This is a genomic window from Nostoc sp. (genome assembly GCF_036917655.1).
In the GTDB taxonomy this organism is placed as follows: domain Bacteria; phylum Cyanobacteriota; class Cyanobacteriia; order Cyanobacteriales; family Nostocaceae; genus Nostoc.
Window position 1 is genome coordinate 329,115 of record NZ_JBALCY010000074.1, and the last position, 12,742, is coordinate 341,856.

11 protein-coding genes are annotated in these 12,742 nt (G+C 41.7%); 5 read left to right on the plus strand and 6 right to left on the minus strand.

Features of this window, described 5'->3' with window-relative positions; translation table 11 throughout:
- Positions 1-540 precede the first annotated feature (540 nt).
- Both V7K30_RS28495 and thiS read left to right on the plus strand, forming a co-directional pair.
- Positions 541-1,656: a thiamine phosphate synthase gene (locus V7K30_RS28495; RefSeq protein WP_335005091.1), complete on the plus strand. Its 1,116-nt coding sequence runs from the start codon at positions 541-543 to the stop codon at positions 1,654-1,656.
- 204 nt (positions 1,657-1,860) lie between these two features.
- Positions 1,861-2,073 (plus strand): sulfur carrier protein ThiS, encoded by a 213-nt coding sequence (thiS, locus tag V7K30_RS28500; protein ID WP_335005093.1) that lies wholly within the window; start codon positions 1,861-1,863, stop codon positions 2,071-2,073.
- On the opposite strand, the gene blaOXA is transcribed toward thiS, so the two are convergent.
- Together blaOXA and V7K30_RS28510 are read right to left on the minus strand one after the other, a co-directional pair.
- A complete protein-coding gene (gene blaOXA / locus V7K30_RS28505) occupies positions 2,070-2,930 on the minus strand; it encodes a class D beta-lactamase (protein ID WP_335005249.1) in 861 nt (286 codons plus the stop codon). The genes thiS and blaOXA overlap by 4 nt on opposite strands.
- Positions 2,931-3,366: 436 nt before the next feature.
- Positions 3,367-4,596, minus strand: a complete 1,230-nt coding sequence (locus V7K30_RS28510; RefSeq protein WP_335005095.1) for a glycosyltransferase family 4 protein — start codon at positions 4,594-4,596, stop codon at positions 3,367-3,369.
- A gap of 943 nt (positions 4,597-5,539) precedes the next feature.
- On the opposite strand from V7K30_RS28510, the gene V7K30_RS28515 reads away from it, so the two are divergent.
- Both V7K30_RS28515 and V7K30_RS28520 read left to right on the plus strand, forming a co-directional pair.
- A complete protein-coding gene (locus tag V7K30_RS28515) occupies positions 5,540-6,535 on the plus strand; it encodes a DUF1517 domain-containing protein (protein ID WP_335005097.1) in 996 nt (331 codons plus the stop codon).
- Positions 6,536-6,977: 442 nt separating this feature from the next.
- On the plus strand, positions 6,978-7,358 hold the full coding sequence (locus tag V7K30_RS28520; protein WP_335005099.1) for a calcium-binding protein: 381 nt from the start codon (positions 6,978-6,980) through the stop codon (positions 7,356-7,358).
- A gap of 3 nt (positions 7,359-7,361) precedes the next feature.
- Here V7K30_RS28520 and V7K30_RS28525 read toward each other — a convergent pair whose 3' ends face one another.
- The 3 genes from V7K30_RS28525 to folB all read right to left on the minus strand — a co-directional run bounded on the left by V7K30_RS28525 (position 7,362) and on the right by folB (position 10,530).
- Positions 7,362-7,922, minus strand: a complete 561-nt coding sequence (locus V7K30_RS28525; RefSeq protein WP_335005101.1) for a sugar O-acetyltransferase — start codon at positions 7,920-7,922, stop codon at positions 7,362-7,364.
- Positions 7,923-8,078: 156 nt separating this feature from the next.
- Complete coding sequence (locus V7K30_RS28530; protein ID WP_335005102.1) at positions 8,079-9,362, minus strand: GGDEF domain-containing response regulator; 1,284 nt, start codon at positions 9,360-9,362, stop codon at positions 8,079-8,081.
- Between the two features lie 799 nt (positions 9,363-10,161).
- Entirely contained in the window at positions 10,162-10,530 is a 369-nt protein-coding gene (gene folB, locus V7K30_RS28535) for a dihydroneopterin aldolase (protein ID WP_335005103.1), read from the minus strand.
- 129 nt (positions 10,531-10,659) lie between these two features.
- Between folB and menD the strand changes: the two genes are divergently transcribed.
- Entirely contained in the window at positions 10,660-12,471 is a 1,812-nt protein-coding gene (menD, locus tag V7K30_RS28540; protein ID WP_335005105.1) for a 2-succinyl-5-enolpyruvyl-6-hydroxy-3-cyclohexene-1-carboxylic-acid synthase, read from the plus strand.
- On the opposite strand, the gene V7K30_RS28545 is transcribed toward menD, so the two are convergent.
- Entirely contained in the window at positions 12,443-12,718 is a 276-nt protein-coding gene (locus tag V7K30_RS28545) for a TRADD-N-associated membrane domain-containing protein (RefSeq protein ID WP_335005107.1), read from the minus strand. The genes menD and V7K30_RS28545 overlap by 29 nt on opposite strands.
- Positions 12,719-12,742: the final 24 nt, after the last annotated feature.

The window sequence follows — 12,742 nt, forward strand, 5'->3', positions numbered from 1 at the left end:
TTAATTGGCTAGTTTTTGCCAAACCGATAGAATTATTCTATTAGCTAATATATCTGTTAGTTCATTTTATAAAAAACATTTAATCAATTTTTGATATCCGACAAACTTTTTATTGTAAGTTGTTTTTTAGATTTGCTTTGCTTGCATTTTCCAATCTCTAAACTCTTCTCATAAATATCCTAACTTAGGGAGTGATTTAGCTGTAGGCAGTTGAATAATTGTAGCTAATTGCTTGATATTCAAAGACTTAGCTAGGCTAGGGTCAAATCAATCCTCCATCTGGGTAATCAAGATTAACTTGTATTATCGTGCTATTCCTTCTGCCCACTGTCGATTTTCTGGTGTATCCGCTATGTCCAGTCCTTTGTAAGCTAGTCATTTACCCTAAAATACTTGACTAACCTTAGTGCTAAACTGTAGCCTCAAACTACCCTGATCACAGCTTATAGGAACATGGGATAATTGACTGTAACCCTCACTACTACGTTATTTTGCGTAGATTCAGCAGAAGTTGAGTAAAAAAAAGCAAATTAATTAACTATGGTTACTAGGATATATGATAATTCACACTTCGATGAAAGCACTAACGGGGTTGTTGTAATGGTCGAGCCATACAGCCAAAAAGAGCAAATACAGCAGGTTGTTTACCGCATTTTAGATGCCAATTTAGACCGCGCTCGTGAGGGCTTGCGAATTATCGAGGAATGGTGTCGGTTTGGATTAAATAATGCCCAGTTGGCTCTTGAATGCAAGCGTCTGCGACAAGAGGTAGGCAAGTGGCATACCTCAGAATTGCGGGCGGCGCGAGATACACCAGGCGATCCTGGGACTGAGTTAACCCATCCTCAAGAAGAACAACGAGCTAGTATCAAATCAGTGTTGCAAGCTAACTTTTGCCGCATAGAAGAAGCATTGCGGGTGCTGGAAGAATACGGCAAGCTTTACCACCCAACTATGGCTAAAGCTTGTAAGCAGATGCGCTATCAGGTTTATACCCTAGAAAGTAGTTTAATGGGTCATCAGCGCCATCAATTATTGTGGCGATCGCGTCTGTATTTTGTTACTTCCCCTAGTGAAACTTTGTTGAACAATGTAGAAGCTGCACTCAAAGGTGGATTAACACTCCTACAATACCGCGATAAAACCGCCGATGATTCTTTGCGTCTGGAACAAGCTAGAAAACTCCGGCAATTATGCCACATCTACGGTGCTTTGTTTATCGTTAACGATCGCGTGGATCTGGCTTTGGCAGTCGATGCAGATGGGGTGCATCTGGGGCAACAAGATATGCCCATTGCTATTGCTCGGCAATTACTCGGTTCGCAGCGTTTGATAGGTCTTTCTACCACAAATAAAGAAGAAATGCAAGCAGCAATTGCTGAAGGTGTAGATTACATTGGCGTGGGGCCAGTTTATGAAACTCCCACGAAAGTAGGTAAGGCCGCAACAGGTTTAGAATATGTCAGTTATGCTGCCAAAAATTGCTCAATTCCCTGGTTTGCTATTGGGGGAATAGATGCAAATAATGTCAATGATGTGATCGATGCGGGAGCCGAACGTGTAGCAGTGGTGCGATCGCTCATGCAAGCCGAACAGCCCACCTTAGTAACGCAATATTTGCTCTCCCAACTCAATCGCATTAAACCAGAACTTTAAACTTTAAAAGAGTCATTAGTCATTTGTCATTAGTCATTTGTCGAAAGTGAATAACCAATGCCCAATACAACTCTTGGAGAGGCTGCGCCTTAAGCGAAGCTATGCCGCAGGCTTTACGGCTTCTCTACGAGATGCACTCGCGTTCGCTCAGTACAAGTGCCCAATGCCCAATGCCCCATTCCCCATTCCCCATTCCCCACATTTATGTCTAATGAGATTACGGTTCAGGTAAATGGGGAAACCCATAGCTGCTCGTTTGAAAGTTCTTTACCCGATTTGCTCCAACAGTTGGGTTTTAACCCCCGCTTGGTGGCTGTAGAGTATAACGGCGAAATTTTACACCGCCAGTTATGGCCGCAAACAAAAGTGCAATCAGGCGATCGCTTAGAAGTGGTAACTATTGTTGGTGGTGGTTAGTTGATGTGAGCCAGCAAGCCCAAATCCTTGAGGCTGCGTCGTGTAATCTCGATCCGGGCGGGTGCATCCTCTGCTTTATCCATATCAAGGGTTGTTGCGAAAAAGTAGACGTTTTTGTTTTGCTCTAAATAACCCACAAACCAACCAACTTCTGGTTTGGTACTCGTTAACCATCCCGTCTTTCCGCGCAGTGTGTAGTCTGGAGTTTGTTCGCGTACCATAATGTCTTTGACAAGATTTATTGTCCGTTGGGAGAAAGGTAAATCGCCTTGATACAACCGTTGCAAAAACTTAATTTGCTCTTTGGGTGTAATTTGCAAGGGCGGCTGTAGCCAAAAACGATCAATGTCTGCGGCAGTGCCAATCTGACGGTTCCCGTAGCCTACTTTGTTAATAAATTGCTGCATCCGTTCATATCCAGCCCTACGTGCCAGTACTTGATAAAACCAAACAGTTGAATCCTTAAAGGCTTGACGCAAATTCGTATCATGATTCCAGGCATCAATCTCTCGGTGAATTCCATCCCAAGTGAGAACCGCCACATCATCAGGGACTACATTTGTTTCTAAAGCTACCAGTGCGTTAAAAATTTTGAATGTCGAAGCTGGAGTGATCGCAGTTGCATTACGTTGAGGATTGTGTTCATAGATGCGGTTGTTTTTTGAGTCGTAAATCAAGATAGAGCCTTCCCGCCCGAATTCTTGAAAGTGTCGCCCAAAATTTGGCGTTTTAACAGCAAGCATTGCTGGACGTTCAGATGAGGTTGAAGCCGGTTGAGCCAGAACATACATTGCCCCAAAGCTAATCACACTCAATACAGCAAGACATCCAATGATTGTAAAGATAACAGCTTGCATTCGGTAACGCCGAAAAGATAGCCCCATGCCAAACAAGATATTTTTCATTGCATCTTTAATAGAATCACAAGCGATATCCTACACTGCAATCTTGCTCATTTGCGGAGGGGCGCACAGATGTCATTGGGGTAAACTTAACGTGAAAGCCAGTCTATAACTCAATACGCTTGGGTTTCGTTCCTCAACCCAACCTACGCTGGTTTTGGTTTTTGGCTTTAACCCAAGCGTATTGCTCTATAACTAACTTTGAGAGATTGTCTCGTTCCCAGTCTGAGACTGGGAACGCCGTTCTAGGGGCTGCCGCCTCCCTTGCTGGCGGCAGAGCCACAATTGAAGTGCATTTCCAGCCAGAGGCTGGAAACGAGGTTTTAAAAGGGTTTGCGCTTAAGTTGACACCAATGCACAGATGTGCTAACCTACTCCATCTGCATTCATCTTACAAAATCGCGTTTCTTCCATCTGATTTGTAAAGCGATCGATGAAGGGTTCTACGCTTGGCTAATTCTTTACCTTTGCGGCCGAGTTGCTCACGTAGTTGCTGGTCTTTGCACAACCGATTGAAAGCTTGAAAAACTTCATAACCAGAATTGGGATTAACCAGTATCCCATTCTCTTCATGCTGAACTGTGTCTAGAACACCGCCTAAGCGAGGGGCAATTACAGGCTTACCGAAGTAACTTGCTTCTAAATAAACCATACCAAAACCCTCCATACTATTAGCTTTAGTATCCAATAAAGTCAGCATGGCAAATATGTCGCAAGCTGCATAATAACCTGCTAATTCCCGCTCTGGCACATATCCAGCAAAGTGGACGCGCTTATCTACCCGCAAACGATGCGCCAGAGATTTCAATTCCGATTCACTTGGCCCTTGACCGCAGAGTATATAGTGGACATCCACCCCAAAGGTTAGCAGTAGTGGGATGTTATCAATCACTCGGTCGAAACCTTTATGTTTTACTAACCTTCCAACCGAGAGAATAACTATTGCTGATTCGGGAATGTTGTACGTCTGACGCACCCGGACACGTAAATCATCAAGGCTATTTGGACTCGCTACATTGCCAAATTTTTCTGGTCTGACTACCGGGTTAATGACGTGGGTAGGAGTATCTAATCGTAAAGCAGTTCTGAGATAGTCTTGTGTATAAGAACTGTTACAAACAATACCTTCGGCTCGTTTGAGTGTTAATTTAAAGAGCGATCGCAGCACGGGATTGTGTAAAGTACAAAGAAGATCATTGCCGTGCAGATAGATAAAAAAGCGAATAGGTAAGAAATAGCTCAATAGCAACAGTGAAGGAAAGTCATAGCCGTGACCCCACTCTATATAACGGTAGTGATAGCGAAAATAGAGTTTGATTGCTAGAAAAAATGAGCAGACGATATTGACCAAAGGCTTCAGGATACTTCCCACACAGCCACTACCCCAGTATCTAGGATAAAACCAGCGATACACGGGAAACTGTTGACCTTGATCAAATACTTTATCTCCTGAGCAACTAGCCGCCAGTACAATAACTCGTTCTGGATCTTGAAGACAGCGATTGTAGATATATTCCCCAATTACAGCTTCTTTCGGCAGGAAGATCCGGGATATGACTAAGATATCTGGGTATGCAGCTTTGTCTCTGATTTCGGCTGTTAGTTGAGAAATATGTTCCATAATAAAGTTGATGACTATATTTCAAATAATTTTTAATTTATTTACAATTAGGATTACTTTCAAAGCCACAATTATTATTTTATTTCTTTTAAAACGATTGTGGTAGACAAATTTGAAGCCTATTTTAGAAGATTAGCCAGGAAGGTTGTTTTTATTGTGTTGATTTTATTTTTGCTGCAAATCTCTCACTACCTGAGAATTTCTGTGCATGATGAACAATAAATAAAAGCTAGCACTTGTAGCCAAATTGCTCAGTGAACAACCGTTACGAAAATTACGAAATTTAGCTACGTTCAATAGAATATCCTGAATACTGTAGACTGTTGTGCCAAAATGCCAAAAATTCGGATAAGTATTTGATAGCTGTCTGGTGCCTGGTTGGGTTGACTGATAGGCATCACAGACACTCGCTAGCCTGCTGTGTATACGTAAATTAAAAGCCGTCAGATGTAGTAAATTTATTTCATACTTTAAAAGTATCCTCCCAGCTTGTAACAAAACAAGTAAGGTGAAGTATTAAAAAAATTAGTCAAAATAATCATGAAAAATTCAAATCATCTGTATAATTCAAGACTGTAGTCTGAAAGTGCTAGTCCAAGACGTAGCAACAATTGCTCGTAGGCGTAGCCCGCACTTCTCTACGAGACGCTGCGCGTAGCTTGCTTCCCGAAGGGTACGACATAGCTCAGTGACCATCGTAGACATCGCAAATTTCTGTGATGATGAACCTGTCTTCAGGTACGGTTCCCCAGTCGAGAAATCCCCCCTGCGATCGCTGTCTACCCAAGATAAGACGCGGTAAATTGAATATGTAGCCTCTAAAAGTGAATGCTACAAAGCTTGCTTGTTATAGGTTGGCGTTAGCGACATACCGCAACACTCCTAAGAGCATGGGGAGAAATCATAAAAAATTCCGTTTTTCAAGCGATTCAACGATTGTATTATGCGTAAAAAACTACAACAAACCATCAAACCGCTGTTAAAAACCTTCTTAGCCCTAAGCCTAGTGTTAGCTTTGGCTCTTGGTCACGCCGATGGAGCATTAGCGGCCCGCAGTGGGGGTCGGATCGGTGGTGGCTCTTTTAGAGCGCCTTCCAGCCGCACCTATACACCGCGCACCTATGCACCTCCTGGTGGGGGCGGATACTATCCTGGTGGTGGTTTTGGTGGTGGCTTTGGTGGTGGTTTTGGCTTTCCCTTCCTAATTCCCTTCTGGGGTATTGGGGGAGGATTTGGTGGTATATTTACCATCTTAATTTTCTTGGCGATCGCTAATTTCTTATTGCAAACTTTCCGCCGCGTCTCTAGTGGTGAAACGGGTGAAGCAGATTACAGCAGCAACTCTCCTGTTTCTGTAACTCGTTTGCAAGTAGGTTTGTTAGCTCAAGCCCGTGAATTGCAAAATGAACTCAACCACATTGCTGAAACTGCTGATACCAACACCCCAGAGGGGAGAGCAGAAGTTCTACAAGAAGCTAGCCTAGCTTTACTCCGCCATCCCGAATACTTTGTATATGCAGGTGGTGGGACTCAACAAGCCAGTTTAAATTCAGCTGAAGGTCAGTTTAATCGGCTGTCACTGGCAGAACGCAGCAAGTTTAGCGAAGAAACTCTTTCTAATGTCAACAACCAGCTAAGAGCAGCCCTTGCCAAAGATGCTTTACCCCCGGCTGGTGAACTCGACAACCCTACCCGCCTATTTACCGAAGGCCCTGGAGAATATATTATCGTCACCTTGCTGGCGGCGACACTAGGTAAGTTTGAAATCCCCACAGCGATTAACAGTGCCGATGATTTGCGTCAAGCTTTGCGCCAAATTGGTAGTATCCCTAGCGAAAAACTTCTGGCAATTGAAGTTCTTTGGACTCCGCAAGCTGAAAATGATACCCTGACATCTGATGATGTACTGGCAAATTATCCTGATTTGAGACTTGTTTAATCTCTCAAAAATTTCGCGCTTTAGTGCTAAGAAATAACTTGGCATCTTGGCGCAACAAATCAGTTCCCCTTTGAGGGCAATAACTAGAAAACCGTTTGTTAATAACAAGCGGTTTTTTGTATAACTTGAAACCTAGATCCCCCCTTACCCTAAAGAGCCAACTTTTTAAGTGGGTTGGGGGATCTTTTATGCGTAATATCATGTCCGCTTGATTGCTTATTAAACCCGAAGAACCCCAAAGAGCCAAAGCTATGCTTTGTCTCCCCTCCCGAAGAGCGGGGAGGGGATTAAGTGGAGCATCTGGCGTGTGGGGTGCAATGACTATGGGAATCACAACGAATTACCCGGACATGATATAAGTCTTATATAATTTTAGAAAAATTATTCCTAACCAACACTTTGGTAATATTATCAAAATGCATTATACGTAAAGCGTTATCTTATGCCGAGTGTTGAAGCCGACGAAAACCGAGAGCATCGTATTAAAACAGAGATCATTGTAGATGCTGAAGACAAAGAAGACCGGGCTATGGGTTGGTATTACTACCTCGAAGAGGCTCTGAATTTTCCCTTTGTGGCTAAATGGACTAAGAAGGGACGCAAATCAGCTTCTACCGAGGAGAAACAAGTCGAAGTGCTGGGAATGGCCCCAGATGATGAGTGCTTAAAAGATATGTTTGTAGAAGTGGCTTACATTAATGGTAAGGATGAAGATGTATATTCTGCAAAATTATCTGAAATAGCAACCATTGATGCTGACAGCGAAACTCAAGAAGCGATCGCAGACTGGCTCTATTGGATTGCTAGAGGATATAAGTTTTAAATTCTAGGATAAATACCGAATGACGCAGCAGGGATTGCCAGCTGCGACAACATTCTCAGGTATGTCTTTGACAACTACACTGCCAGCACCAATGGTTGTGTTATCACCAATAGTTACACCTGGACAAATAATTGCACTGCCACCAATCCAGACATTATTACCAATGTTAATTGGGGCAGCTAATTCTCTACCAGAAAGACGAATTTCCGGCTCTGTAGGGTGATAAGCAGTATAAATTTGCACATAAGGAGCGCACAAGACATTTTCACCAATATGAACTGGATTGCAGTCTAAAATTACACAGCCATAGTTCATATACAATCTGTCGCCAGCGAAAATATTACTGCCATAGTCACAGTGAAAGGGTGGCACAATTGATACTTTTTGACCTATATTTCCAAATAATTCCTGCAAAATTTGCTGTCGTTGCTCTTGCTGTTCTTCAGTTGTAGAATTGTACCTTCGCAACAGACGACTAGCTCGCTTATTTTCGGCAGCCAATTCTGGATCTTCCGCCAGATATAATTTGCCTGCAAGCATTTTCTGTTTTTCGGTTTTTTCCATGACAGACTTATGGAGCTTCTCGGTTGTGTACGATACACATTAGTAGCGGCTAGAGTAGCATATTCTATCCACAAGAAAACAGCTATAAATCTAAATTCTAGATAGTTGTGAAGAAAATCAGAGTAATTTGATTGAAGTGGTAACAGAAAAGACTAATTAACTAAATATGGCATAAGTAGCTTTTCCCTGCCGTTTCGCTCGGTACATAGCAATATCAGCATCTCGCAGCAGAGTTGCAGGCTCCTCATAATTACTAAAATTCCAAGTAATACCAATGCTAGCTGTAGTAGATAATTGATATCCATTGAGGTTAACTGGCAATCGTAAGGAGTCTTGAATACGTTTGGCAACATTGGTGGCGTCGGTAATGTCTTTAATATCCTCTAAAAGAACTGTAAACTCATCACCACCAAATCGTGCTACAGTATCGCCACTGCGTAAGCACGACTCTAAACGTCTAGCGATCGCTACTAAAAAATCATCCCCTATTCCATGCCCAAAGTGATCGTTAATCTCCTTGAAGCCATCTAAATCCAAAAACAAAACTGCAAAATAATAATCACTTCTGCGTTTGCTACGTTCAATTGCTTGTCTGAGCCGATCTAGGAATAAAATACGATTCGGCAATGCTGTCAACCCATCATAAAACGCATTGCGGATCAGTTGTGCCTCTGTCTGCTTGCGTTTGGTGATGTCTTGAAAAACTAAAACCGCGCCGGTAATATTGCCATTTTGATCACGAATGGGTGCAACATTATCCCCAATCGCTACTTCTTTGCCATCTTTGGTAATCAATGTACAGTTGTCTGGTAAATTGAAAATTTCACCCGCTTCGATTACATGTGTGGCTAAATTTCCTATTGTCTCTCCTACATTTGTGTCAACTAAATCAACGACTTCTACTAAATCTTTCCCGAACGCTTCACTTTGCTTCCAACCAGTGATTATTTCTGCTATGGGATTCATCATTTGAATACAACCATTTGCATATGTCACAATCACTGCACAGCCCATACTGTTAATAATTGCCGCCAGCTTCTGTTTTTCTTCGCATAATGTCTTTTTGCTCTGATGTTTGTACAGAGCCATTTCAATCGCAAAATGTAAATCACTTTCAATAAATGGTTTGACTATGTAACTAAAAGGATCACTTAGCTGATTTTTATGTAATGTTTTATATTCCGAATGCTCTGTTAGATATACTACAGGCACATGGAAGTGATTCTGGATAATATCCGCTATGTGTACACCGTCAATTTCCCCAGCTAGGCAGATATCAATTAATACTAAATGTGGATGAGTTTCTGCTACCTTTTTTATTGCTTCTTCACCAGACTTAGTTATTTCTGAAACGGAATAACCTAATTTTTGTAAACTTTTTCTAATATTTGAGGCTAGGATTTTTTCATCCTCAACAATTAGGATTTTGCGGGCGAACATGTTACAGTAACCTGTTTGCTAAGGTTCAGATTTTTGTTGTCAGTGTCAACTCGATCGAAAAGTCATTATTTTATCATAAACAATCTCTAACTATTCGGTCTTCTTGCTTGATATCAGTACTGACTAATGATCAAATAGCATCATGTTATTAACTTTCGATAATTTCTGTGCTTGTCAAAGCTAATTCTGATTATTCCATACAGTTAATATCATGTTATTAACATCAAATATAAATTACGATGTAATTACAAGCACTCAAAAACTGATTTTAAAACGTATACATACAATAATTTTTCTTCGGATAAACATAAATACTAAGTATAGGATTTATGTAAAAATTAATCAAGAATAAAGGTTCATAAAATCACAGTATACTACTTTCATCTAAGTTAAATAATATAGATTATGTAGTATGATAATATACATTCACTAAATTACTACTACAAATTAATCATTATCTGGAATTAAAGAGTTTAATACCGCTTTATCTCCAAATAGTTTTTGTCTCAGCCGGGTCTAAATTACCGTCTGAAACTGTCTTAAATTTTGAATGGTGAGTGAAATGGTATTACTTAGAACTATTGAGCGCTTCTGGTTAATACTTCATCACAAATCCTGTGATCTGAAAATATGCAAGTTAAATGCTCATCAGCAGATCACGGGATTTTTTAGTTTTTTGAGAATGAGCGGGTGCTGGGGGTAATGGCAGGAAAGATTCTCTTTGTGAGATACTTCCCCACTCCATGTAAACCCCCTTTCTTTGCTAGCTTATAGATATTGAAAAAACACCTTTTGTGCTTTAGAGATTGGACTTACTTTTAGTCAGTTCAATGCTAATTTTGCCACCAAAGTCTGGAATAGGTGCGGCAGGTTTGCTGAGAGTGACTTGGACTTTTGTTACACGATCGCATTCTTGGAGAATAGAATCTGCGATCGTTGCTACCAATTTCTCCACCAAAGCAAATTTAGACGTTTTGACCAGATGTTGTATCAAGCTAATGACGCTGCGATAATCTAAAGTGTCTTCGATCGCGTCAGTCTTGGCCGCTGTGGAGATATCCAACCATAAGCTCACATCCACCTCAAACCATTGTCCTAGCACCTGTTCTTCTGGCAGATACCCAGTGTAGCCATAGCAGCGAATTCCCGTTAAATGAATGCAGTCCATAAAAGTTTGAGAGCAAATTGGGCATTTTGTAGAAAGTGGAGCAAGTTTGCTTGGAGATTTTCTTTCCCAGATGGATTTTAAATTGAATTTCCCTAGACAAAATCTAAAATTTAAGATTGTTTTATAGCTATGTTTGATTTAATGCCGATCGCTTATAAGAATGTTAATCAACTTTGGGCTTATATCTTAACAGAGACACTAAAGCGGTTGGGATTGAGTTGTGCCATCATTTGTCCTGGATCACGCTCTACACCCTTAGCAGTAGCCTTTGCTCAACAAGTACCTGAGATTGAAGCGATTTCCATTCTCGATGAACGTTCTGCCGCCTTTTTTGCCTTGGGACAAGCTCAAGCAACCGGACGCCCTGTAGTACTTGTTTGCACCTCTGGTACAGCAGGAGCTAACTTTTATTCAGCAGTCATTGAAGCCTCATATAGTCGCGTACCACTGTTGGTATTAACCACCGATAGACCGCCAGAATTGCGAGATTGTCACTCTGGGCAAACTATAGATCAATTGAGATTATATGGAAACTACCCAAATTGGCAAACGGAGTTAGCTTTACCCTCCGCCGACATGGGAATGCTAGCTTATCTGCGACAAATGGTAATTCATAGCTGGGAAAGGGCGCAAACTCCTACAAAGGGGCCAGTACATTTGAATATTCCCTTTCGCGATCCTTTAGCGCCTCTTGCTGATGGAACTGACTTGAGTTATTTGCAATCCCAGTTTCAACCAGAAGACTTTTTTGCAGGAATAGCAAGCATTACCCAATTCCCCATGACGCCAGATGCTCCACTTGGGGAAACCCCAAGACCGCACTGGCTCCCCCATTCCCCATTCCCCATTCCTGAAGAATGGAAGGAATGCGATCGCGGCATTATTATCGCAGGTGTTGCCCAACCACAGCAACCACAGGAATATTGTAGAGCGATCGCGCACCTTTCCCAAACTCTCAAATGGCCTGTGTTAGCAGAGGGACTCTCCCCAGTCAGAAATTATGCCGAACTCAACCCTTATTTGATTTCCACTTATGACTTGATTTTGCGAAATCAGCAACTAGCAAAGCAGTTAGCGCCCGAAATGGTGATTCAGCTAGGAGAAATGCCTACGAGTAAAGAACTGCGTAATTGGATAGATGCAACGCAACCGCGACGCTGGGTAATTGACCCCAGTGACCAAAACCTCGACCCTTTGCACGGAAGGACAACGCATTTACGGATATCTGTAGAAGACATAAAAGTAGAGGAGAGAAATTTATCTTTCTCCTCAGAATATGGAAAGAAATGGTGTGATGCGGAAGCTAAGGTGAGGTTAGCTGTTGACCAGACGATGGGGAAAATAGATGAAATAATTGAGAGTAAAGCAGCTTGGTTAATTTCTCAGATTTTACCGCCAGCAACGCCACTGTTCATTGCCAATAGTATGCCTGTGCGGGATGTGGAATATTTCTGGAAACCGAATAATTTAGGAGTGCGATCGCACTTTAACCGGGGTGCAAATGGTATAGATGGGACATTATCCACAGCTTTAGGAATTGCCCATCGCCAGCAAAGTAGTGTGATGTTAACGGGAGATTTAGCGCTGTTACATGACACCAATGGTTTTTTAATTAGAAATAAGTTTGTCGGACATCTGACCATTGTGTTAATCAATAACAATGGCGGTGGTATTTTTGAAATGTTACCCATTGCCAAATTTGATCCACCATTTGAAGAGTTTTTTGGTACTCCCCAGGATATTGATTTTGCTCAGTTGTGCGCTACTTATAATGTGCAGCATGAATTGATTACTTCTTGGCAACAGTTGCAGCAAAAATTAAACCCACTTCCAAATACAGGAATTCGGGTTTTAGAGTTGCAGACAAATCGCAAAGCTGATGCCAAGTGGCGACAGGAGAATTTGAGGAAGTTTAGCGAAGTGACTCATAATCCTTTGTAAGTTTTGTCAACCGCTCGATCTTTTTATTTGCATCCTTAGATAGGGGAATATACAGTCCAGTAGAGAACAGCCCGGTCACTGCCGTAATATTAGCTTGAGTAGCATTGCCTGACAGCATGAGAAATCCAGCTAATAAACTCATGCTAATGGAAGCAGCAATTGCTACACAAGATAAAATGTAGCTCAATCGAGCCTGATAGTGATGTTCTTGATAGGTTGACCATTGCATCTTATCGTAGCTAGACATAGTTTACTCCTAATTTTGATAATG

What these genes read in the sequence shown, in the direction of transcription:
- V7K30_RS28495 (WP_335005091.1), top strand. Translation starts at nt 541, where the DNA reads ATGGTTACTAGGATATATGATAATTCACACTTCGATGAAAGCACTAAC.
- thiS (WP_335005093.1), top strand. Translation starts at nt 1,861, where the DNA reads ATGTCTAATGAGATTACGGTTCAGGTAAATGGGGAAACCCATAGCTGC.
- blaOXA (WP_335005249.1), bottom strand. Translation starts at nt 2,930, where the DNA reads ATGCAAGCTGTTATCTTTACAATCATTGGATGTCTTGCTGTATTGAGT.
- V7K30_RS28510 (WP_335005095.1), bottom strand. Translation starts at nt 4,596, where the DNA reads ATGGAACATATTTCTCAACTAACAGCCGAAATCAGAGACAAAGCTGCA.
- V7K30_RS28515 (WP_335005097.1), top strand. Translation starts at nt 5,540, where the DNA reads ATGCGTAAAAAACTACAACAAACCATCAAACCGCTGTTAAAAACCTTC.
- V7K30_RS28520 (WP_335005099.1), top strand. Translation starts at nt 6,978, where the DNA reads ATGCCGAGTGTTGAAGCCGACGAAAACCGAGAGCATCGTATTAAAACA.
- V7K30_RS28525 (WP_335005101.1), bottom strand. Translation starts at nt 7,922, where the DNA reads ATGGAAAAAACCGAAAAACAGAAAATGCTTGCAGGCAAATTATATCTG.
- V7K30_RS28530 (WP_335005102.1), bottom strand. Translation starts at nt 9,362, where the DNA reads ATGTTCGCCCGCAAAATCCTAATTGTTGAGGATGAAAAAATCCTAGCC.
- folB (WP_335005103.1), bottom strand. Translation starts at nt 10,530, where the DNA reads ATGGACTGCATTCATTTAACGGGAATTCGCTGCTATGGCTACACTGGG.
- menD (WP_335005105.1), top strand. Translation starts at nt 10,660, where the DNA reads ATGTTTGATTTAATGCCGATCGCTTATAAGAATGTTAATCAACTTTGG.
- V7K30_RS28545 (WP_335005107.1), bottom strand. Translation starts at nt 12,718, where the DNA reads ATGTCTAGCTACGATAAGATGCAATGGTCAACCTATCAAGAACATCAC.